General features: G+C 63.2%; 24 protein-coding genes. 13 read left to right on the top strand and 11 right to left on the bottom strand.

Going from position 1 to position 22059, the window contains the following annotated elements; translation table 11 throughout:
• Positions 1-416: 416 nt before the first annotated feature.
• From NKI38_RS29920 to NKI38_RS29935, 4 genes are all read left to right on the top strand, one after another.
• Positions 417-1388 (top strand): sulfonate ABC transporter substrate-binding protein, encoded by a 972-nt coding sequence (locus NKI38_RS29920; RefSeq protein WP_352664026.1) that lies wholly within the window; start codon positions 417-419, stop codon positions 1386-1388.
• Between the two features lie 70 nt (positions 1389-1458).
• A complete protein-coding gene (gene ssuD, locus NKI38_RS29925; protein ID WP_352664028.1) occupies positions 1459-2622 on the top strand; it encodes an FMNH2-dependent alkanesulfonate monooxygenase in 1164 nt (387 codons plus the stop codon).
• Positions 2619-3395 (top strand): ABC transporter permease subunit, encoded by a 777-nt coding sequence (locus NKI38_RS29930; RefSeq protein WP_352664030.1) that lies wholly within the window; start codon positions 2619-2621, stop codon positions 3393-3395. The genes ssuD and NKI38_RS29930 overlap by 4 nt, the downstream gene beginning before the upstream one ends.
• Positions 3396-3402: 7 nt before the next feature.
• Positions 3403-4200 carry an ATP-binding cassette domain-containing protein gene (locus NKI38_RS29935; RefSeq protein ID WP_352664032.1) on the top strand — a complete coding sequence of 266 codons (798 nt, stop codon included), beginning with the start codon at positions 3403-3405 and terminating at the stop codon, positions 4198-4200.
• A 226-nt stretch (positions 4201-4426) separates the two neighbouring features.
• On the opposite strand, the gene NKI38_RS29940 is transcribed toward NKI38_RS29935, so the two are convergent.
• Positions 4427-4612 (bottom strand): hypothetical protein, encoded by a 186-nt coding sequence (locus tag NKI38_RS29940; RefSeq protein WP_352664034.1) that lies wholly within the window; start codon positions 4610-4612, stop codon positions 4427-4429.
• A 308-nt stretch (positions 4613-4920) separates the two neighbouring features.
• On the opposite strand from NKI38_RS29940, the gene NKI38_RS29945 reads away from it, so the two are divergent.
• The 4 genes from NKI38_RS29945 (at position 4921) to NKI38_RS29960 (ending at position 8011) form a co-directional block, all read left to right on the top strand.
• A complete protein-coding gene (locus NKI38_RS29945; RefSeq protein ID WP_352664036.1) occupies positions 4921-5280 on the top strand; it encodes a septal ring lytic transglycosylase RlpA family protein in 360 nt (119 codons plus the stop codon).
• A 233-nt stretch (positions 5281-5513) separates the two neighbouring features.
• Complete coding sequence (locus NKI38_RS29950) at positions 5514-6791, top strand: polyhydroxyalkanoate depolymerase (protein ID WP_352664038.1); 1278 nt, start codon at positions 5514-5516, stop codon at positions 6789-6791.
• A gap of 177 nt (positions 6792-6968) precedes the next feature.
• Positions 6969-7586, top strand: coding sequence for a transglutaminase-like cysteine peptidase (locus tag NKI38_RS29955; RefSeq protein ID WP_352634714.1), 618 nt, complete (start codon positions 6969-6971; stop codon positions 7584-7586).
• Positions 7587-7774: 188 nt separating this feature from the next.
• Positions 7775-8011 (top strand): hypothetical protein, encoded by a 237-nt coding sequence (locus NKI38_RS29960; RefSeq protein WP_352664040.1) that lies wholly within the window; start codon positions 7775-7777, stop codon positions 8009-8011.
• Positions 8012-8120: 109 nt separating this feature from the next.
• Here the strand turns inward: NKI38_RS29960 and NKI38_RS29965 are convergent, their stop codons facing one another.
• Genes NKI38_RS29965 through NKI38_RS29980 form a run of 4 tightly spaced genes read right to left on the bottom strand, consistent with a single transcriptional unit; the run spans position 8121 to position 10898 of the window.
• On the bottom strand, positions 8121-8489 hold the full coding sequence (locus tag NKI38_RS29965; protein WP_352664042.1) for a helix-turn-helix domain-containing protein: 369 nt from the start codon (positions 8487-8489) through the stop codon (positions 8121-8123).
• A 25-nt stretch (positions 8490-8514) separates the two neighbouring features.
• Positions 8515-9045 (bottom strand): Smr/MutS family protein, encoded by a 531-nt coding sequence (locus tag NKI38_RS29970; RefSeq protein ID WP_352664044.1) that lies wholly within the window; start codon positions 9043-9045, stop codon positions 8515-8517.
• Positions 9042-10166, bottom strand: coding sequence for a murein transglycosylase A (mltA, locus tag NKI38_RS29975; RefSeq protein WP_352664046.1), 1125 nt, complete (start codon positions 10164-10166; stop codon positions 9042-9044). Before mltA ends, NKI38_RS29970 begins: the two co-directional genes overlap by 4 nt.
• 24 nt (positions 10167-10190) lie before the next feature.
• Positions 10191-10898 carry a Tim44/TimA family putative adaptor protein gene (locus tag NKI38_RS29980; protein ID WP_352664048.1) on the bottom strand — a complete coding sequence of 236 codons (708 nt, stop codon included), beginning with the start codon at positions 10896-10898 and terminating at the stop codon, positions 10191-10193.
• Between the two features lie 216 nt (positions 10899-11114).
• Here NKI38_RS29980 and NKI38_RS29985 point away from each other — a divergent pair, with 216 nt between their 5' ends.
• Both NKI38_RS29985 and secB read left to right on the top strand, forming a co-directional pair.
• Positions 11115-11615, top strand: a complete 501-nt coding sequence (locus NKI38_RS29985; RefSeq protein WP_352634701.1) for an FxsA family protein — start codon at positions 11115-11117, stop codon at positions 11613-11615.
• Positions 11616-11744: 129 nt separating this feature from the next.
• Entirely contained in the window at positions 11745-12245 is a 501-nt protein-coding gene (secB, locus tag NKI38_RS29990; RefSeq protein WP_023763101.1) for a protein-export chaperone SecB, read from the top strand.
• A gap of 254 nt (positions 12246-12499) precedes the next feature.
• Here secB and dnaQ read toward each other — a convergent pair whose 3' ends face one another.
• From dnaQ to NKI38_RS30015, 5 genes are all read right to left on the bottom strand, one after another.
• Positions 12500-13204 (bottom strand): DNA polymerase III subunit epsilon, encoded by a 705-nt coding sequence (gene dnaQ / locus NKI38_RS29995; RefSeq protein WP_352664050.1) that lies wholly within the window; start codon positions 13202-13204, stop codon positions 12500-12502.
• Positions 13205-13279: 75 nt separating this feature from the next.
• Positions 13280-13876 (bottom strand): dephospho-CoA kinase, encoded by a 597-nt coding sequence (gene coaE, locus NKI38_RS30000; RefSeq protein ID WP_352664051.1) that lies wholly within the window; start codon positions 13874-13876, stop codon positions 13280-13282.
• On the bottom strand, positions 13873-14715 hold the full coding sequence (locus tag NKI38_RS30005; protein ID WP_352664053.1) for a shikimate dehydrogenase: 843 nt from the start codon (positions 14713-14715) through the stop codon (positions 13873-13875). Before NKI38_RS30005 ends, coaE begins: the two co-directional genes overlap by 4 nt.
• Positions 14708-15307, bottom strand: coding sequence for a Maf-like protein (locus NKI38_RS30010; protein ID WP_352664055.1), 600 nt, complete (start codon positions 15305-15307; stop codon positions 14708-14710). The genes NKI38_RS30005 and NKI38_RS30010 overlap by 8 nt, the downstream gene beginning before the upstream one ends.
• A 282-nt stretch (positions 15308-15589) precedes the next feature.
• Positions 15590-16411 (bottom strand): pyruvate, water dikinase regulatory protein, encoded by an 822-nt coding sequence (locus NKI38_RS30015; protein WP_352664057.1) that lies wholly within the window; start codon positions 16409-16411, stop codon positions 15590-15592.
• Positions 16412-16815: 404 nt separating this feature from the next.
• On the opposite strand from NKI38_RS30015, the gene hemE reads away from it, so the two are divergent.
• The 3 genes from hemE (at position 16816) to rho (ending at position 19823) form a co-directional block, all read left to right on the top strand.
• Positions 16816-17847: a uroporphyrinogen decarboxylase gene (gene hemE / locus NKI38_RS30020; protein WP_352664059.1), complete on the top strand. Its 1032-nt coding sequence runs from the start codon at positions 16816-16818 to the stop codon at positions 17845-17847.
• Positions 17847-18383, top strand: a complete 537-nt coding sequence (gene hemJ, locus NKI38_RS30025) for a protoporphyrinogen oxidase HemJ (protein WP_352664061.1) — start codon at positions 17847-17849, stop codon at positions 18381-18383. The genes hemE and hemJ overlap by 1 nt, the downstream gene beginning before the upstream one ends.
• A 174-nt stretch (positions 18384-18557) precedes the next feature.
• Positions 18558-19823 carry a transcription termination factor Rho gene (gene rho, locus NKI38_RS30030; protein ID WP_352634684.1) on the top strand — a complete coding sequence of 422 codons (1266 nt, stop codon included), beginning with the start codon at positions 18558-18560 and terminating at the stop codon, positions 19821-19823.
• 213 nt (positions 19824-20036) lie between these two features.
• Here the strand turns inward: rho and NKI38_RS30035 are convergent, their stop codons facing one another.
• On the bottom strand, positions 20037-22055 hold the full coding sequence (locus NKI38_RS30035; RefSeq protein ID WP_352664063.1) for a thioredoxin domain-containing protein: 2019 nt from the start codon (positions 22053-22055) through the stop codon (positions 20037-20039).
• Positions 22056-22059: the final 4 nt, after the last annotated feature.

Below are 22059 nucleotides of genomic sequence, written 5' to 3' on the forward strand. Positions count from 1 at the left end.
GGAGTGCGTCCAAAATCGAGCCGATCGGGCCAATGATGCCGGTCGATGCCGCGCCAGGGCGACAAGGCGAGGCCTTAGACGCCTTCAAAAGACGCCCAGTAGGCCAATCAGGTTAAGCACACCCTTCATGCAAAGCCCTCACAAGGGGAGAGATTGGCAGCTTCGCCGTCGCGCCCTTTCAGCTCTGGAGATTGGCGAAAGCCGAGGTGACAGCCGATCTCCCCCCTCGTGGGGGAGATGCCCGGTAGGGCAGAGGGGGGCGCTGTCCCCGTCAACCGCAGAAAACAAATCCGCTCTTCAAGTCAATCTCGCAAAATCATTCCTCTACTAAATTTATAGAAATACCTAGCTTGATCCATCTTCCAACCGGCGAGGCCATTTTTCCCGGCTCCGATCCGCAGCGAAGGAGAGGGATCATGTTCAATCCGACCAAGCACTTCAATCTTACCAGACGAGTTTTCGGCATCGGGCTGCTGGCGGCAAGCGTTGCCGTGTCGTTCGGTGCCGCCGCGCAGGAGTTGAAGCAGTTCAGCATCGGCTATCAGAAGACCGGCCTGCCGGTGATCGCCAGGCAGCAGCAGGTGATCGAGAAGGCGCTTGAAGACAAGGGCGTCACCGTCAAGTGGGTCGAGTTCACTGCCGGGCCGCCGCTGGTCGAGGCGCTCAATGTCGGCGCCATCGATGTCGGCTGGACCGGCGACGCACCGCCGATCTTCGGCCAGTCGGCCGGCGCCAATATCGTCTATGCGGCGGCGCTGCCGTCGAATGGCGAGGGCGAGGCGATCTTCGTCAAGCCAGCGTCGCCCATCCAGTCGGTCGCCGACCTCAAGGGCAAGCGCGTCGGCGTCGGCAAAGGCACCAGTGCACACAATTTGCTCGTCGCCGCCCTGGAAAAGGCCGGCATTCCGTTCGACCAGATCACGCCGGTCTATCTCAGCCCCGCCGATGCGGCCGCCGCCTTCGCCAGCGACCAGATCGACGCGTGGACCGTCTGGGATCCGTTCTTCGCCATCGCCGAAACGCGCTACCAGCCGCGCGTGCTGGCGCGCTCCAGCGAGGTGCTCAAGGTCAACACCTATTTCCTCGCCAACAAGGATTTCGCCAAGGCGCACCCCGAGATCGTCACGACGACGATCGCGGCCCTTGGCGAGGCGGCGAAATGGGCCGACCAGAACCGCGACAAGGTGGCCGCGGCGCTGCATGAGGTGACCGGTGTGCCACTCGACGCGCAGACGATCGCCGCCAACCGCACCAAATTCGGCATCATTCCGATCACCGACGAGATCGTCGCCGGCCAGCAGGCGACCGCCGACCGCTTCTACAAACTCGGGCTGATCCCGAAAGCGGTCCGCATTTCCGACGCGGTGTGGACCGCGCCGGGCAACTGATTTTTTCTCCGACGGCGCCGGGTGAGAACGCCCGGCGCCGTTTGACGTTTGTACCTTCCAGAGGCCAGACATGACCGCGCCAGCCAGCACCGCACCGCTCGATTTCTTCTGGTTCATCCCGACGCATGGCGACGGCTCCTATCTCGGTTCCGAGGAACAGCAACGGCCGCCGGAATTCGGCTACTTCAAGGAGATCGCGCAAGCGGTCGACCGGCTCGGCTTTCCCGGCGTGCTGTTGCCGACCGGACAGAACTGCGAGGATTCCTGGATCACCGCGACGGGCCTTGCGACGCTGACCGAAAAACTGAAGTTCCTTGTCGCGCTGCGGCCGGGCGTGACGCTGCCGACTTTTGCCGCGCGCCAGACCGCGGCCCTCGACCGGCTGAGCAATGGCCGACTGCTGCTCAATGTCGTGGTCGGCGGCAACCCGACTGAGCTCGCCGGCGACGGCGTCTTCCTGCCGCATGACGAGCGCTATGCCCAGGCGCATGAATTCCTGACCATCTGGCGCGGCCTGGTGTCCGGCGAGCGCGTCAATTTCGACGGCAAATATTATCGCGTCGAGAATGGCCGCCTCGATCTTCTGCCGCGCCAAGAGCGGCCGCCGCTCTATTTCGGCGGCTCTTCGGACGCGGGACAGGACCTCGCCGCCGACCTCGTCGACATGTACCTGACCTGGGGCGAGCCGCCGGCGCAGGTCGCCGAAAAGCTCGCTGCGGCGCGCAGGAAGGCGGCGCTGCGCGGCAGAAAACTGCGCTTCGGCATCAGGCTGCATTTCATCGTGCGCGAGACCGAGGATGAAGCCTGGCGTGCCGCCGACCGGCTGATCCGCCATGTCACCGACGCCCAGATCGAAAACGCGCAGGCGCGTTTCCTCAACCAGATGGACTCGGTCGGCCAGCGCCGCATGGCCGAACTGCATGGCGGCCGTCGCGACAGGCTGGTCGTGTCGCCCAATCTGTGGGCCGGCGTCGGGCTGGTTCGCGGCGGCGCCGGCACGGCGCTGGTCGGCACGCCGGAGCAGATCACCGAGCGCATCCGCGAATATCAGGCGATCGGCATCGATACCATCATCGGCTCCGGCTATCCGCATCTCGAGGAAGCCTACCGTGTCGCCGAGCTGCTATTCCCGAAGCTTGGGCTCGGCACCAGGCGGCAGCGGGCGCATGAGAACATCGCCAACGAATTCTCGGTCGGCTTCCATGGCGCCAACCGCCTGCAGGCCTCGTCATGAGCTTTGGCGCACGCCTCCGCAGCGACGGCACCGGCTGGTTGCTGCCGGCGCTGGTGATCGCCGGCTGGGAGATTGCATCTCGGGCCGGCGTCATGCCGGCCAACGTGCTGCCGGCGCCAAGCGCCGTCGCCGAGGCCTTCTGGCGGCTGACGCTGTCGGGCGAGCTGATCCGCAACATCGGCGTCAGCACCGCACGCGCGCTTGCCGGCTTCGCCGTCGGCGGCTCGATCGGCTTTGCGCTTGGCCTCGCCAACGGGCTGTCGAGGCTGAGCCGCGGCCTCACCGACACGACGCTGCAGATGATCCGCAACATTCCGCACCTGGCGCTGATACCGCTGGTCATCCTGTGGTTCGGCATCGACGAGGAAGCAAAGCTGTTCCTGGTGGCGCTCGGCGTGTTCTTTCCGATCTATGTCAACACGCTGCTCGGCATCCAGAGCGTCGACCCGCAGCTGGTCGAGATGGGCCGCGTCTACGGCATGGACCGGCGTGCGCTGTTTTTCCGCGTCATCCTGCCCGGCGCGCTGCCGGCGATCTTCGTCGGCCTGCGCTACGCCTTGGGCATCATGTGGCTGACGCTGATCGTCGCCGAAACCATCTCGGCCAGTTCCGGCCTCGGTTACATGGCCATGCAGGCGCGCGAATTCCTGCTGATCGATGTCGTCGTGCTGTCGATCCTGATCTATGCGCTGCTCGGCAAGCTCGCCGACAGCTTCGCCCGCCTGCTCGAGCGGTTCTTGCTGAACTGGCATCCGGCCTTCCAGAATGCATGAGTTTTCGATGCCAGCCGCCAGCCTGACTTCCGTTCGTTCCTTCATCGCCACGCCAGCGCCGGCGCGCCCGGCGATATCGGTCGAAGGGCGGCGCGCCTTCGCCTTCAAGGGCGTGGAAAAGCGCTTCGGCGACAAGACCGTTCTCGACGGCATCGATCTGGACGTGCCGGCCGGCCAGTTCCTTGCCGTCATCGGCAAGAGCGGCTGCGGCAAGAGCACGCTGCTCAGGCTGCTGGCTGGGCTCGATCGGCCGACATCAGGATCGCTGACATTCGGCGTGGAAGAGGAAGGCCATAGCCGCACCCGCTTCATGTTCCAGGAGCCGCGGCTCCTACCCTGGGCCAGCGTGGTGAAAAACGTCGAGGTCGGGCTGACCGGGATTGCTTCCGGCGCGGAGGCCCGCCAACGCGCGCTCGACATTCTCGGCGAGGTCGGGCTTGCCGATCGTGCCGACGAATGGCCCTCGGTGCTGTCCGGCGGCCAGAAACAGCGCGTGGCGCTCGCCCGGGCGCTGGTCGGCCACCCGCAAATCCTGGCGCTCGATGAACCACTGGGCGCACTCGACGCGCTGACCCGCATCGAGATGCAGCAATTGCTGGAACGGATCTGGATCGTGCAGAAGTTTACCGCGGTGCTGGTCACGCATGACGTCGCCGAGGCAGTCGCGCTCGCCGACCGGGTCGTGGTGATCAACGAAGGCCGTATCGCGCTCGATCTGGATGTCCCGGTGGAACGACCGCGCCGGCGCGGCTCGGTGGAGCTTGCCCGGCTGGAGGGCAGGATTTTGGATCGGCTGTTCGGGTAGGGCTGTTGGGGACAACCTTTTGAGATGTCGGCGGGACAGCGCCCCCCTCTGCCCTGCCGGGCATCTCCCCCTCTAGTGGGGAGATTAGCAGCTTCGCCTCACTGCCCTTCTTTCAATGACGGGAGATTGGCGAAAGCAGTGATGACGGCCAATCTCCCCCCTTGAGGGGGAGATGTCCGGCAGGACAGAGGGGGGCGCCACAGATCGCCAGCGCTCGTTCTGCAGCTCACCCCCGCGAACGGTTCGCCCAGACCAGTCCCACCAGGCCGACCAGCATGGTAACGATGCCGACATAAAGCCATTGCGACTGGCCGGTCATGAAGCTGCCGCCGATCGCGCCGACGCCTTGCAGCGCCCACAACGCGCCTATGGCAAGCACGATCAACGCCAGAAGATTTTTGGTCAGTCTCATTGCCGGATCTCCTTTTCGAAGTCGATCGGTTACGGGGTTGCGGCCGTGATGAAATAGCCAAAGGAAGGGGCCTGATCGCCCTCACTTCTACTTGGATATCAACGCACAATCTTGTCAAACAAATCCCGAATATCGGCTCGAAGATCATGATCAACTGATCATCGCGCGCCGGAAAATCCCTAACAGACTGTTACCCAGCGACTCCAAACGTGTGATCTCGCCACGGAACCGACAGATGATTGCCGCATTTCCTGCCTTATTTGGCTCCAACGGCTGGGGTCTGTCAAAAACGGAGCCATCCCTCAAATATGAAGAACTCAAAACAGACCGCGCTTGTCGCGGTAACGATCGCTGCTGGCCTGATGGTCGGCGCATCTTCGGCAACCGCCGCCAGCCAGTGCGGCCGCGCCTCTTGGTACGCCCTGCACTCGAAGACCGCATCGGGCGAGCGCATGAACCCGTCGGCAATGACCGCCGCCCACCGCACGCTGCCTTTCGGCACCAAGCTCCGGGTAACCAACAAGAACAACGGCCGCAGCGTCATCGTGCGCATCAACGATCGTGGCCCGTTCATCAGGGGTCGCGTGCTCGACCTGTCGAAGGGCGCAGCCGGCCAGCTCGGCTTCATCGGCTCCGGCCACACCGCCGTCTGCATGGCGCGCGTCTAAGCTTCCTGTGTCCGGCAAGAGGGGCCGGACACATTACCTACACATTTCGCAGCCGCACACTGAGCCGGCTCGCGCTATTCAGGGCCGATTCCCAAGGGCTTGAACCAAAGAAGCATTGGTCACGCCGCGTGACGTATTGCATCGCAGCAATTAGTTGTTAACTTCCCCGCGAGACATTTAAGGCTCGGCGCTGCTCGTCGTCCCTTCGGTCGCAGGCAGCAGCGGGGTTCTCGATGTTCTATCAGCTCTATGAAATGAACCATGCGGCCTTGCAGCCGGCGCGCCTCTATGCCGATGCGGTGCGCCTGCTCTACACCAATCCGCTCAATCCGTTGTCCCACACGCCCTGGGGCCGTTCGGTCGCGGCGACCGCCGAATTGTTCGAGCGCACCACGCGCCGCTACGGCAAGCCGACCTTTAGCCTCGACAAGACCGTGGTCGACTGGAAGACCGTCGCGGTCGCCGAGAAGACCGTCTGGTCCCGGCCGTTCTGCAATCTCGTCCGCTTCGAACGCTCCGTTCCCGCCGGGCGCAAGCCGGATCCGAAGCTTTTGATCGTGGCGCCGATGTCGGGTCACTATGCGACGCTATTGCGCGGCACGGTGGAAGCCATGCTGCCCCATGCCGACGTGCACATCACCGACTGGGTCGATGCCCGCATGGTGCCGCTGGCCGACGGCAGCTTCGATCTCGACGACTACATCGACTACATCATCGACATGCTGCATGCGCTCGGCCCCGACACGCATGTGATGGCGGTGTGCCAGCCTTCCGTGCCGGTGCTGGCGGCCGTGGCGCTGATGGAAACCAAGGGCGATCCGTTCGTGCCCTCGACCATGACGCTGATGGGCGGGCCGATCGACACCCGCCGCAACCCGACGGCGGTCAACCTTTTGGCGCAGGAAAAGGGCATCGACTGGTTCCGCGACAATGTCGTCATGCGCGCGCCCTGGCCGGTGCCGGGCTTCGGCCGCGAGGTCTATCCGGGCTTCCTGCAGCTGTCCGGCTTCATGAGCATGAACCTCGACCGCCACATCATCGCCCACAAGGACTTCTTCATGCACCTGGTGAAGCATGACGGCGACAATGCCGAGAAGCATCGCGATTTCTACGACGAATATCTGGCTGTCATGGACCTGACGGCGGAGTTCTACCTACAGACCGTCGACACCGTCTTTGTGCGCCAGGCCTTGCCCAAGGGCGAGATGACGCATCGCGGCACCCGGATCGATCCGTCAGCGATCCGCAACGTCGCGCTGTTCACGGTCGAAGGCGAGAACGACGATATTTCGGGCCTTGGCCAGACCAAGGCCGCGCATGACCTTTGCCCCAACATCCCCGCTGAACGGCATGCGCACTACATGCAGCCGGCGGTCGGCCATTACGGCGTCTTCAACGGCTCGCGCTTCCGCTCCGAAATCGTGCCGCGCATCGTCGACTTCATCACCAGCTATGGCCGCCAGGAGCGCGTTGCGGTGAAGCCGAAGCTGGTCCGCACGGCCAAGAGATAACCCTGCGACGAGAATCCAGGCCAATTATTGGGCAAAAGCCGCCGGGTGATTCTGTTGCACAAGCGCCGCTGTCCAGCCCCTCGGGTAACCATGCCGACAATCCGACCGACGTCGTAATTGACACGGACTGTAAAACCCCCTTAACCTTTCGTTAATAACAAAGGGTGAGCGGGGACAATGATTTCCTCATCAGTGGCGCGACGGCTGCGCGTGTATGTGGCAGCCGGGCTGGCAGTAACGGGAGGCTGGGTGGCGCCGGCTTTGGCGGCCGGAGCGATGGCGACCGGGGGTCTCACCTCGCAGCCGATCGGCCACTATGATTTCTGCAAGCTGCATCCCAGCGAATGCTCGATCCGCCCGTCCAATCTCGCGCCGGCCTCGATGACCGACGGGCTGATGCGCAAGCTTCTCAATGTCACCGCCAGGGTCAACGCCGCCGTCAAGCCAATGAGCGACATGGACATCTACGGCAAGGACGAGGTCTGGGCCTATCCCGACAAAGGCGTCGGCGATTGCGAGGACTACGTGCTGGAAAAGCGGCGCCAGCTTTCGCGCATGAGCATCTCGCTTGCCGATCTGCTGATCACCGTCGTGCGCAAGCCCGACGGCGAGGGCCACGCCGTGCTGACGGTGCGCACCGACAAGGGCGACTACGTGCTCGACAATCTGACCGACAAGGTCAAGGCGTGGGACGCGACCGGCTACCGCTTCCTCAAGCGGCAGGCAATCGACAACACCGGCCGCTGGGTCTCGATCCGAGGCGGTCAGCAGGTCCTTGTCGGCGCGGTCCAGTAGCGCGCAGGCAAACAGAGCGACTTCGGCGAAGGGTCGGCGATCCTTCGCCGTCCCGCCGGCGTCTCGCTATTCGCCTAGCGCCGCTCGCATCATGCCATTCTCCCAACAATCTCGCATTTCTCCGTGAACCATTTCCTCCCGGCCGACGACACATGGCCGTAGACGGAAACCAATCATGGAGACTTCAGATGACTGTACTTTTGCGAAATGCATTCCTCGCCGCCATCGCGGCATCGGCACTGGCCGGACCCGCCTTGGCCAACCAGACTATCCCAAGCTGCGCCAACACCTCGACCAACGATTTGTGGAGCGGCCGCTGTTGCAGCCTTGGCGACTCGAACTGCCTGGGCGGCGGAAACAATGGCCACGACCATAGCGACAAAGGCGGCCGGGGAAACAATGGCGGCTCGGCCGGCAAGAAATGATCTCACCACAGATGCCTGCTGGCGGATCGCCGGCGGGCATCTCTTCGCCTGAAGCGAAACACCTTCGCGAGAAAATCGCCAAGGTGCGCCTCCGGCGCAGATCGCGAAGCTATGGTTGCCGACCCAACGCCGCGCGGATCGATGCGGTGATGCGGCGCAGCTCCGCTTCGTCGAGCTTTTCGATGTTCTCGGCCAGCAGATTGGCAAGTTCGGTGGCGGCGGGAGAAAGACCGGACGTGTCGAGCTTCACACGCGGATGCGAGGCTTCGGCCAGCCGCGCCAGCTCCTCGGCGTCGTCCCAGATAATGTTGAAATAGCCGATGATCTTCTGGATCAGCGTCCAGGTCGGCGCGCCGCGCCTGCCGTGCTCGAGCGCCGACAGATAGGCGGCGCTGACACCGATCGCCGCCGCCATGTCCTTCTGGGTGACGCCGCGTTCGCTTCGCAGCGTCCGCAGCTTCTCGCCGAACGGGGTCATGCGCCCACCCTCATGAGCGAACGCCTCACGACCGCTGACGCCGCAGCCGGATATAAAGCGCACCTGAACCGCCATGGTTGCGGGCGGCATGGTCGTGGCTGGAGACCAGCGGCCGGAAGGCGGCCGTCGACAGCCAGGCCGGCACCGCGCGCCGCAACACGCCGTCGCCGCCGGAGGACGAGCCCTTGCCGGTGATGACCAGGACATAGCGGATGCCGCCGGCATGCGCCCGGTGCAGGAACGAAAACAGCAGCGAATAGGCCTCGTCCTGGGTCAGGCCGTGCAGATCGACGCGGCCTTCGATCGGCAGCCGGCCCTTCGACAGCTTGTCCAAGGTCGGCTCGTCGAGCGCATGGGCGACATGCTGCGTCTTCGGCTTTGCCGCGGCGGGCGTATTGGCAGCGGCCGGCGCCGGTTGCGACTGATTTGGCCTGGCCTCGGCAGGGATGTCGGGGACGTCGACAGCCATCCTGCCCTTCAGCGGCTTGGCCGTGCGCGCCACCAAATTCCACAGCACCCGGTCGTCTTCGCTCAGTTTGTCCGGATGCCGGGTCATCGATTCGAGCCCGAAACGAGCGCGCGCGGCACCAGCGCATAAAAATCCGCGGCGTTGCGGACCACGCCGGCGATCTCGCCGGCGGCATCGCCGGAACCGGCGAAGAGATCACCCCGCGCCGGTCCGGTGATGGCGGAGCCGGTGTCCTGCGCGATCATCACGCGCCGGAACGGTTTTGCGTCGAAGGCAGTGAGCGTCGGCGCATCGATGTAGAACGGCGTACCGAATGTGTGCAGCAGGCGGTCGACGGCAATCGAGCGTCCCGGCGTCAGCGGCACCTTGGCGGCGGCGATCGGACCAAGCGACGCGTCCTCGACATCGGCCTCGCGGAAGAAGATGTAGGAGCGGTTCCGCCACAGGATCTCGTCGACGCGGTCCGGATGCGCCTTGAACCAGGCGCGGATCGACTGCATCGTCACTTTTTCCAGCGGGATTTCTCCCAGTTCGCTCAGCACCTTGCCGGGCCCGGTGAAGCGCTGGCCGGATTTGGCGGCATAGGTGATGCGGGCAAGCCGGCCGTCGGTCATGTTCAGTCGTGCGGCACCCTGCACATGAACGAAGAAGGCATCGACCTTGTCGGCCAGCCAGGCGATTTCCAGGCCCTTGCCATCAAGCGCCCCGCGCTCGATCTCGCCGCGATCGGGATATTCGAGCAGCCCGTCCGGCGTCTGCCGCGCAAAAGCGAGGTAAGGATCCATGCCGGGCGGGCGGTTGCCGTCCTCGATATCGACGAGATCGGCCGGGCGCGATAGCAGCGGCACCGAAAACCGCTCCGTCCGAACCGGCGAGGCTTCGACCACAGGCTCGTAGAAACCGGTGACGAGGCCGGCGCCACCGTACTCGGGCCGGATGTGCACGGGCGAGAAATGGCGCTCGAAGAAAGCCTGGGCTTCTTTCCGATCCAGAAATGGCGACCGATTCGCCGGCGAAACGGTGCGAGCCTCGGCGTAGGCCTCGGCAAAGGCATCAAAATCGACGCTGAGCGCGCCGCTGCGATACGGTTTGGTCAGGACGTGAAAGGCCGAGCGGCGAAAGGCGGCGAAGGCCGCCAGATGATCGTCATCGTCCCAGCCGGGGAGGTCGGCAAAAGATTTTCCGACAAAGAGTGGCGATAGCGACACCGGAGCCTCGCCGCCGTTCCGGGTTCAGTCTTCTTCCTCGGTGGCGACAAGCTTCCAGTTGGGATCGCGCGAGCGCGTGTCGCGGGCGAAGGTCCAGACATCCTTGACCTCGGCCACGGTTTCCGGGTCGCCGTCGATGACCGCGCCGGCCTTGTCGCGGGTCGCCGAAATCAGCTCGCTGATGATGCGCAGCGTGACATGCGCCTCGCCGCCCTTCATCTCGGCCGAGACGATGTCGGCCTTGTCGATGCCGACGAAAGACGACTGGATCTTTTCAGCCTTGGCCTCGCGATCGCCGATCGCGGCGACAAAACCGTCATAAACCTCGCGCGACAACAGGTTCTTCAGCGTTTTGCGATCGCCGTCGGCATAGGCCATGACAATCATCTCATAGGCCATCTTGGCGCCGTCGACGAAAGTCTTCGGCTCGAAGGACGGGTCGTTGTCCTTGATCGTGCGCAGGCCCTTGTTGAGGTCGGTGTCGGGCTTGGCGAAGGCATCGATCGCGGCATAGGTGTCGGCCGCCGGCTCGCCCGGCAGGCGCTTGCGCGGCAGCGACACGACATTCTCGGATTTCTGGGCGGCATCCTTGTCGCCGCTGCGGGCCGCTGTATAGGGATCGAAGGGCGGCCGTTCGCTGCCGGTGCGACGGCCCAGCACATTGCGCAGCTGGAAAAAGATGACCACCGCCGCAATCAGGAAGAAAATCGTGCCGAAGTCGAAGAATCCCATATCTTCCGCCAATCAATCCCTGCCCTGTGGCCGGACCGTCAGGCCCAATGGCCGCGGTCGCATAGCGTTCAACATTCAAAGCATATAGAACGCAAGGCGCAATCATTCAAATCAAAGGCAGGCATACCTATCTAACAGCCTCAGTGCCAGCGGCGATTGCTCACTGGGCGCCGAAACAATCGAAACGGCCAAAACGATCCAAAAGGTTGCCAAGACTTGCGCATCTCGTTCCTTCCCCTTTTTGTCCTGGCACTTCCGCTGCTGGAAATCGCCGGCTTCGTGGTCGTCGGCCGCCAGGTCGGTGCGCTGGCGACAGTCGGCCTGGTGCTGGCATCGAGCATTGCCGGCGCGCTGCTGCTCCGGCATCAGGGTTTTGGCGTCATGACGCGGATCCGCGCTGAAATGGACGCCGGCCGCGATCCGAGCGGGCAGCTGGCGCATGGCGCGATGATCGTGCTGGCGGCGATCCTTTTGATCATACCCGGCTTCATCACGGACATTATCGGCCTGCTGCTGTTCCTGCCGCCGGTCCGCGACCTCGCCTGGCGGACCTTGAAGGGCCGTGTCGTGCTGGCCACCAATTTCTCGACCGGCGGCTTCCGCGGCCGGCAACGCGACAAGACCATCGACCTCGACGATGGCGATTATTCACGCGAAGACGACTTCAAGCGCGGACCGGACCACAACTCGCCCTGGCGCCGCCTCAAGGACGATTGAGGCCGCTCCGTCCTCATCCCGGGACGGAGAAGCAAGGCGGCAAACCTTGTCTTGTCATCCCTGCCATGGTAGCGAACGCCCGATTTCAATTCGGTCAGCGACGCTGCCCAGGCAAGAGGACGAAGGCTTATGGCCAGCAAAGATGACGCGCCGGTCGGCGCAGCCAACGGAAACGGCAACGCGGCGCAGCCGTCGCTCAACGTCCTGGCGCAATATGTGAAGGACCTTTCCTTCGAAAGCCCCGGCGCGCCGAATTCGCTGCGCGGCCGCGACAAGGCGCCTGGCATCGCGATCAACGTCAACGTCAACGCCAACCCGCTCTCCGACAAGCAGTTCGACGTCAATTTGACGTTGAACGCCAAGGCATCGTTCGACCAGGAAGTGCTGTTCAATGTCGAGCTGGTCTATGGCGGCGTGTTCGCCATCGCAGGCTTCCCGCAGGAACACATGCTGCCGATCCTGTTCATCGAATGCCCGCGCCTGCTGTTCCCGTTCGCCCGGCAGATCATCGCCGAGGCAACCCGCAATGGCGGCTTCCCGCCGCTGATGCTCGACCCGATCGACTTCGCGCAGATGTTCCAGCAGAAGCTGGCCGAGGATCAGGCAGCGTCGAAGGTCAAGGTGAGCTGAGGCCTGGTGTCTCGGTAGCGTTTAAAAGCCCGGCCTCGCGCCGGGTTTTTTGTTGAAAGGCTGGCGGGACAGCGCCCCCCTCTGTCCTGCCGGACATCTCCCCCACAAGGAGGGAGATCGGCTGTCATCCCGGCTTTCGCCAATCTCCAACGTTGAAAAGGAAGGCGCGGCCCGCGAAGCTGCCAATCTCCCCACCCGTGGGGGAGATGTCCGGCAGGACAGAGGGGGGCGCCAAGGATCGCGACGGAACGACTTTAGTTCCCGACAACCTTCAGCCACAGCGCCTTCTCACCCAACGTTCCGACCATGCCGGCATGCGCGTCGCGTTCGGCTTCGGTGAGGCGGGGCCGCAGTGGCGAAGGCCGCTGGCTTACCACAATCTCGATCTGGCGGACGTTCTCTCCGCCTTGCGCCGGCGCGGTGGCGCTGTCGAGGATGAGGGCCGCCTGCTTGCCGCCGATCAGCTCGATATAGACCTCGGCCAGCAATTCGGAATCGAGCAAGGCGCCGTGCTTGGTGCGCCTGGTGTTGTCGATGCCGTAGCGCCGGCAGAGCGCGTCGAGCGAATTGGGGCCCATCGGATGCTTGCGGCGCGCCAGCGCCAGCGTGTCGACGACAAGACCATTGTCGATGACGGGGTGACCCAGCCGGCCGAATTCGACGTTGAGGAAGCCGATGTCGAAAGTCGCATTGTGCGCGACCAGCTTGGCGCCGTCGGTGAAGGCCAGCCACTCCTGCACAATCTCGGCAAAGGTCGGCTTGCCCGCTAGATCCGCCGCGCTGATGCCGTGCACGGCCTGCGCCTCGGCGTGGATCGCACGGCCTTGTGGGTTGATATAGTGGTGAAAGGTCTTTCCGGTCGGAAAGCGGTTGACCAGCTCGATGCCGCCGAGTTCGATCACGCGGTCGTCGCGCGAATCGAGGCCGGTGGTTTCCGTATCGAAAATGATCTCACGCATCGAATCAGTCGCTCCAAAGAAGCAGAATCGTGAGACCGGAACAAAATGGCAATGGGCAATGCTGACGCGGTGGTGTCAGGAGTGCAGCTTATCCCCGGAGAGTTCGGCAATGATGGCAGCCACGGCGGCGCGGGCGGAGTCCAATCCCTGGCCGGTATCGACGACGAAGTCGGCCAACTTGCGTTTTTCCGCATCCGGCACCTGCCTGGCCAGGATCGAATCCAGTTTTTCCTCGGTCATATCAGGCCGCGCCAGTACACGTTCTCGCTGGATGTCGGCTGGCGCGGTGACGACGACGACCTTGTCGACGCGGTCGCGGCCGCCGGTTTCGAACAACAGGGGGATATCGAGGACGGCAATCGGCGCGCCGGCGCTACGATGACGCGTCAGGAAAGCATCGGCATCGGCGCGCACCAGGGGATGGACGATCGCTTCCAGCCGCTTCAGCGCGGCGGCGTCACCCAGCACGCGGGCGCCAAGCTTTGCCCGATCGACCACGCCGGCGGATGTGGTGCCGGGAAAAGCCGCCTCGACCAGGGGCGCGGCCTTGCCGGCATAGAGGCGATGCACCGCCTCGTCGGAACCATGGACCGGCACGCCGGCCTCGGCGAACATCTTGGCCGTGGTCGACTTGCCCATGCCGATGGAGCCGGTGAGGCCAAGCACGATCATGGCTTCGGCACCAGATCAGCTTCGATGAGCGCGCGGAGTTCAGCCGTCACCTGCGGCCTGATGCCGAACCAGCGCTCGAAGCCGGGCACGGCCTGATGCAGCAGCATGCCGAGGCCGTCGACGGTCTTGAGGTTTCTCGCGCGGGCCGCCGCAAGCAGCGGCGTCTCCAGCGGCACGTAGACGATGTCAGTGACGATGGCGTGGTCCGGCAGCAAAGCCGGATCGGCTGACAGGCCTTCATTGCCATGCATGCCGAGTGCGGTTGTGTTGACCAGCAGGCCGGCATCGCCAAGCAGGTCGCCGGTCGCCGCCATGCCATGCGCCGAAACGCCCGCACCGAAACGATCGCGCAATTCCATGGCCCGGGCGAGCGTGCGGTTGACGATGCGGATGTCGGCGACGCCACGCTCCTTCAGCGCATGGATGACGGCGCGCGACGCGCCGCCGGCGCCGAGCACGACCGCCGGGCCGTTGCTGGCCCAGCCCGGCGCATGATCGTCGAGGTTGGCGGCGAAGCCGTGCGCGTCGGTGTTGCCGCCCCACAAGGCGCCGTCCTCGAACCACAGCGTGTTGACGGCGCCGATCTCTTGCGCGGCCTGGTCACGGCGCTCGGCCAGCGCGAAAGCCGCCTCCTTGTGCGGGATGGTGACATTGCCGCCGCGGTAATTGTTCGCCTGCAGCGTCTTCACGAACTCGGCAAAGTTTTCCGGCGCGACATCGATCGCCTCATAGCTGCCGTCGATGCCATGCTTGGCCAGCCAATATCCGTGGATCTTCGGCGAGCGCGAATGCTTGATCGGGTGGCCTGACACAAAGGCCTTTTTCGACGCCTCAGCCATCGATCGCTCCAAGCGTGCGAAGTTCGGCCAGCAGCGGCAACAGCGGCAGGCCGACAATCGTGAAATGATCGCCCTCGATCTTCTCGAACAATTGAATGCCTTCGCCTTCGATCTGGTAGGCGCCGACGCTTGCCAATGCCTTGGCGCCAACACGGGCGAGATGGCGGCCGATAAAGGCCGGATCGAGCTTGCGCATGGTCATCGAGGCGATGCCGACATGCCGCCACAACACTGCGCCGTCGCGCACCAGTACGGCAGCACTGTTCAACTGATGGGTCTTGCCCGACAACGCTAGGAGATGACGGCGGGCGCCTTCCCTGTCGGCCGGCTTGTGGAACACTTCGTCGCCGAGCGACAGCGTCTGGTCGCAGCCGAGCACCAGCGCGCCAGGCCTGCGCTCGCTCACTTCCGTGGCCTTGGCCTCGGCCAGCACCAGGGCGACATCTTCAGGCGAGACACCGCTGTCCTGCATAGGCGCCTCGAGCGCCCGCTCGTCGATTTCAGCCGGAACCGCCTCGACGTCGACACCGGCATTGACCAGCATCGCCTTACGGAACGGACTGCCTGAAGCGAGGATGATTTTCTCGGTCATGGGGTTTCGCCTGATTAATTGTCGTTGACCGCCGTAATGCAGAAGGTTGCCAAAGGTTGGCGGGACAGCGCCCCCCTCTGTCCTGCCGGACATCTCCCCCTCAAGGGGGGGAGATTGGAGGTAACTTCGGCTTTCGCCAATTTTTAACGTTGAACAAAAGGTGCGGCCCGCGAAGCTGCCAATCTCCCCCCTTGAGGGGGAGATGCCCGGCAGGGCAGAGGGGGGCGCGAAGGATCGCGACGTTTCGGACACCATCTCAAGCCTGTGGTTGCTCGGCTCCAATTATCTATTCTTCCCTCTCAGGGCAACGATGGCTGCCGCCGTTTCCTCTATCGAGCGGCGGCTGACGTCGATCATCGGCCAGCCATGGCGCGTGCAGATCTGGCGGGCGTAGGCGAGCTCTTCGCTGATGGCGGCGCGGTCGACATAGTCCGATGCCTCGTAAGAGCTGCTGTTGCCCAGGATGCGGTTTTGCCGGACATGCGAGATGCGCTCTGCGGTGGCGACCAGCCCGACGATCAGCGGTGTCCTGGCGTTGACCAGGCTTTCCGGCACCGGCACGCCGAGCACGATCGGAATGTTGGCGGTCTTGATGCCGCGGTTGGCGAGATAGATGCTGGTTGGCGTCTTCGAGGTGCGCGAGATGCCGATCAGCACGACATCGGCATCGTCCATGTTGAGCGGCAGTTGGCCGTCATCATGGTCCATGGTGAAATTGAGCGCATCGATGCGACGGAAATATTCAGCGTCGAGAACATGCTGGGCGCCGACGCGCCGGCCGGCCGGCGTGCCGAGATAGGACTGGAACACGGTCAGCACCGGCTCCAGCACCGATACACAGGGCAGGCCCATCGTCGCGCAGCGCTCGTCGATGCCGCGCGCGAGCTTCTGGTCGACGACCGTATAGAGAATGATGCCGGGCTCCTCCTCGATGTCCTCGAACACTTTCGCTACCTGCTTTTCGGTGCGGATGAGCGGATAGATGTGCTCGATGGCGCGCGCATCCTTGTATTGCGCCGAAGCCGCCCGGCCGGCGGCGAGCAGCGTTTCGCCGGTCGCGTCGGAAATCAGGTGCAGATGGAAGAAGCTTTGGGGTTTGTTCACAGGGGTCACCTGGGGCTGTGGGCTTCTGTGGATAGAGCGGGATGAAAAGACGAGCCGATCAGAGGCGACTGTATCAGAAGGCTAGATGTCCACAATTCGTTGCACTGTCAGCTTCGTCGGGCGGCTGGGGACAAGTTTGGGGACGGCTTCTTTTGTCTCTCGCCCGTCCCCAGGGCCGGCTTTTCCCGGCATCTCGTAACGCTTTGACTCCAGTGATGGATTCGCGACTATCCCCAGAACCCTACATCCAGGCAAAAGAAGCACGCGACAATATGTTGGCTGGTTTTTTCCGGGGCAAAGCGGGACAGGTGACAACCACCAGAACCAACAGACTCTTAGAATCAGAAGAATCTTAGATATAAGAATCTTTGATTATAGAAGAGGCTGGGAGAAGCGAGCGCTCGATGCCCCAGAACCGGATCATGCTGGACGTCCTGAAGGGCAAGGCTCATTTTCCGCCTCCGCTCTGGATGATGCGTCAGGCTGGGCGCTATCTGCCGGAATATAGGGAGACACGCAGACGGGCCGGTTCGTTCCTGGGTCTCTGCTATGACCCAGACCTTGCCGTCGAAGTGACCCTGCAGCCGATCGAGCGTTTTGGTTTCGATGCATCGATCCTGTTCTCGGACATCCTCGTCGTTCCGCATGCGCTTGGCCGTGAGGTCCGCTTCGAAGAGGGGCGAGGGCCGCTGCTGACGCCGATCACCGCGCCGCAGATATTGGCTCTGGAAAGCAAGGTGTTTCACGTGAATCTCGAACCGGTCTACGAGACGGTTCGCCGGCTGCGGGCAAAACTCCCCGATGAGACCACTCTGATCGGCTTCTGCGGCGCGCCATGGACTGTGGCGACGTATATGATTGCGGGTCATGGCACGCCCGACCAAGCGCCGGCGCGGCTTTTTGCATATCGCGAGCCGGCAGCATTCCAGCATTTGCTGAAAGTGCTTGCCGATCATTCGGCCGCCTACCTCATCCGCCAGATCGAGGCCGGCGCGGACGTGGTGCAGATTTTCGATTCCTGGTCCGGCGTGCTCGACGATGCGTCCTTCGACCTGTTCTGCGTCCAGCCGGTGGCGGAGATCGTCAGGCAAATTCGGGCCGTCCATCCCGATGTGCCGATCGTCGGCTTTCCCAAGGGCGCCGGCGCCCGTTACCAGACCTATCGCCAGAAGACCGGCGTAACGGGTCTGGGGATCGACTGGACGGTGCCCCTGGAGGCGGCGAAGGATTTGCAGCGCTTAGGGGCGGTTCAGGGCAATCTCGATCCCTTGCGGCTCGTGGCTGGCGGCAAGGCGCTGTCCGACGGTGTCGAAGCGATCCTGAAAGCGCTGGGAGAGGGGCCGCTGATCTTCAATCTCGGTCATGGCATCACGCCGGAGACGCCGATCGCCCATGTCGAGGCGATGGTGAGACAAGTGCGGAGCGCGACACGCTGATGGCCGAGATGAAAAACGCGAACAGCACCGGCCAGGCGATGATGCGGATGATATCAGGTATCGCCGTATTGATCGTTCTCACCGCGCTTTTGTATTTCGCAGCACCCGACAGCTTCTATCCGTGGGCCAAGGCGATCCATATCCTCGCCGTCATTTCGTGGATGGCGGGTATGCTCTATCTGCCGCGGCTGCTGGTCTACCACGCCGATGCCGAGAAGGGCTCGGTGCAGTCGGAGACCTTCAAGGTGATGGAGCGGCGCCTGCTGCGCGGCATCATCAATCCGGCGATGATCGCCACCTGGGTGTTCGGCCTGTGGCTCGCCTGGAAAGGCTTCGGTTTCCAGGGCGGCTGGCTGCATGCCAAGATTGGGGCGGTGCTTTTGCTGTCCGCCATGCACGGCTATCTGGCCGGCGCGGTGCGCAAATTCGCCGAGGACCGCAATGAAAAACCGGCCCGGCACTGGCGAATCGTCAACGAGATCCCCACATTGCTGATGATCGCAATTGTGATCCTGGTTGTCGTCAAGCCGTTCTAGGCTCGATTGGGCTGCAAAACGCAGCTTGCTCTTTCACCCAACCGACGATAAAAGACGGGTCTTCCTTCCCGTCATGCGCCGCCCTTCATTGCTCTCGGCCGCGCCCGGCATTTGTCGCATCCCGCCGATATTTTCCCAAAGCTTACCCAGACTCCATCTATTCAAGGTCCGTCTATGCAAGAAATGAAACTCACCGAGTTCAAGAACAAGAAACCGCCAGAGCTGATCGCTTATGCCGAATCGCTCGAGGTGGAGAACGCCAGCGTCATGCGCAAGCAGGAGCTGATGTTTGCGATCTTGAAGAAACTGGCCGCCCAGGAGATCGAGATCATCGGTGACGGTGTGGTCGAAGTGCTGCAGGATGGTTTTGGCTTCCTGCGCTCGGCCAACGCCAACTATCTGCCAGGTCCCGACGACATCTACATTTCGCCGTCGCAGATCCGGCGCTTTTCGCTGAAGACCGGCGATACGGTCGAAGGGCCGATCCGCAGCCCGAAAGAGGGCGAGCGCTATTTTGCGCTGCTCAAGGTCAACACGATCAATTTCGACGATCCCGAAAAGATCCGTCACAAGATCCACTTCGACAATCTGACGCCGCTCTATCCGACCAAGCGGTTGAAGATGGAGATCGACAATCCGACCACCAAGGACATCTCGGCGCGCGTGATCGACCTGGTCGCGCCGATCGGCAAGGGCCAGCGCGCGTTGATCAACGCGCAGCCGCGTACCGGCAAGACGGTGCTGATGCAGAACATCGCCCACTCGATCACTGCCAATCATCCGGAATGCTATCTGATCGTGCTTCTGATCGACGAGCGGCCTGAAGAAGTGACCGACATGCAGCGCTCGGTGAAGGGCGAGGTGATCTCCTCGACCTTCGACGAGCCGGCTGTTCGCCACGTGCAGGTCGCCGAAATGGTCATCGAGAAGGCCAAGCGCCTTGTCGAACATGGCCGTGACGTCGTCATCCTGCTCGATTCCATCACCCGCCTCGGCCGCGCTTACAACACCGTGGTACCGTCGTCCGGCAAGGTGCTGACCGGCGGTGTCGACGCCAATGCGCTGCAACGGCCGAAGCGTTTCTTCGGTGCCGCCCGAAACATCGAGGAAGGCGGTTCGTTGACCATCATCGCCACCGCGCTGATCGATACCGGCAGCCGCATGGACGAAGTCATCTTCGAAGAGTTCAAGGGTACCGGCAACTGCGAAATCCAGCTCGACCGCAAGGTGGCCGACAAGCGCATCTATCCGGCGATGGACATCTTGAAGTCCGGCACCCGCAAGGAAGACCTGCTGGTTTCCAAGCAGGACCTGCAGAAGATCTTCGTGCTGCGCCGCATCCTGGCGCCGATGGGAACCACCGATGCGATCGAGTTCCTGATCGACAAGCTCAAGCAGACCAAGACCAATGCGGACTTCTTCGATTCGATGAATACGTGAGCGAGCAGGTAGGGAGCATATCCTCGCCTTCGTCATCCTAGGGCGGAGCGACGCGAAGCGGAGTGCAGACCCTAGGATCCATGCCGTGAGGTCTATCGAAGAAAGCAGCGGAGCAGAATCTGAACCATTGCAACGCTCGGAAGTAACGGCATGGATCCCAGGGTCTGCGCCGCGTCGCTACGCTCCTTGCTTCGCCCTGGGATGACGAATTCGTTACTGGTGGCGCAGTAGGCGCTCGAGTTCTTCAGCATCCGTAACCACCGGCAGGCAAACCTGTCCCGTACACAGCCACGCACCCGCCTTGTCGGTCGGTGGCAGAATTCCGCCGGGCAGCATGGGTCGACTCGTGTCCGAACCGATCGGCACGACAATATCCACGCGGCGCGGGTCCGGGCTTCGATTCGCAACCGGGACGAGCTTTGGATCCTCCAACCTATCCACAATGACCAGCTTGAGCGGCTCGATCGCCAGCGCGCAGGCGTTGACGATGCCGGCCTGACCGTAGGTCTGGTGCGCCGCACGACCGGCCGCGTGTTCGGCGACTTGCCAGGCTCTTTCGTGCAGTTCGAGATCGCCGGTGACGGACGCCAGCCGGACCAGTGCCTCGATGATCTGGCCGGTGGCGGACGGAATGGCTTCGTCGACATCGCCTCGGATGCGGATCGGCACGTCGGTGCTGTCCGAAGCGGTCAGGTAGTAGCCTGTCTTGTCGGTGTCGGCGTGCCAATGGTCGAGCTGCTCGATGAATTGGCTGGCTTGGTCGATATAGCTCCAATCACCCGACGCTTCGAACAGCGAGATCGCCGCATTGGTCATGGCGGCGTAGTCGCTGGACAGAGCAGGGAACAGTTTCCTGGCGCCGAGCATCGAATGCGGCAAACGGCCGTCGCGGCTGGCGGCGCCGATATGGGCGAAGGCTTTTGCCGCCGCCTCGATCCAGTCAGGCCGGGCCAATGATCGACCGGCCTCGGCAAGCGCCGCAATCATCAGGCCGTTCCAGTCGGTGAGCGTCTTTGCATCGAGGCCGGGCCTGACCCGCCCTTCGCGGACGACAAGAAGTTTCGCCTTGAGCGGGCTGAGTTTTTCACGCTCGATGACGCTTTGCGATTGCTGGGAGCGGGTTTGGTGGACAATTGGCTTGCCTTCCCAACCATGCGGGATCGACAGCGTGAAGTGCTTGAAAAACAAGGTAGAATCGTCGCCGAGAGCGTCTTCAACCTCTTCCTTGCTCCAGGTGTAGAACAGCCCTTCCACGCCATCGCTGTCGGCGTCGAGACTGGCGGCAAAGGCGCCACCGTCGACGCGCATTTCGCGCAGCAGCCAGTCGACAGTCTCTTCGATTCGTAGCCGGAACAATTCATTGCCGCTCGCCGCATAGGCCCAGTTGCAGAAGCGGACGAGCTGGGCGTTGTCGTAGAGCATTTTTTCGAAATGCGGCACCAGCCATTCGGCGTCGGTCGAGTAGCGGCTAAGCCCGCCGCCAATATGGTCATAGATGCCGCCGCTCAACATCCGTTCGAGGCTAAGCAGGACGTCGTCGCGATGCGTGGCGTTGCCGTCGCGCAGCCAGGACAGCCAAAGCGTGAGCATGAACGGCGCGTTGGGGAATTTCGGCGCGCCGCTTAAGCCCCCGAGATCGCGGTCGACCATGCCGTCGATGCCCTTGGCAAGCTCCGCCAGTGCATCGCGGTCGAGCGCTGTGCTTGCATGCGAGCCGGCCAACCGCGCCTCGACATGGGCCGTCAGGCCGTCGGCGCTCTGGTTCAGGCTCGCCCTCTTCTCGCGCCATGCCTTGTCGACTGCCTCCATCACCTGGATAAAACCGGAGCGGCCATAGCGCGGCTCGCGTGGAAAATAGGTGCCGCCCCAGAACGGCTTACCGTCCGGGGTCAGGAACATGGTCAGCGGCCAGCCGCCCTGCTCGCCCATCGAGGAGAGCGCTGCCATGTAGATCTGGTCGATGTCCGGGCGCTCCTCGCGGTCGACCTTGATATTGACGAACAGACGGTTCATGACGGCGGCGACGTCATCGTTCTCGAAACTTTCGTGCGCCATGACATGGCACCAATGGCAGGCGGCATAGCCGACCGAGAGCAGGATCGGCCTGTCCAGCGCCTTTGCCTCTTCCAGCGAAGCCGGCGACCAGGCGCGCCAGTGAACGGGATTACCGCTATGCTGCTGCAGATAGGGGCTGGCTTCTTCAGCAAGCAGGTTTTGGGCGGGTAGCGTCACGATG

Origin of the sequence: Mesorhizobium sp. M0621, from assembly GCF_040320745.1 — a bacterium.
Taxonomy (GTDB): domain Bacteria; phylum Pseudomonadota; class Alphaproteobacteria; order Rhizobiales; family Rhizobiaceae; genus Mesorhizobium.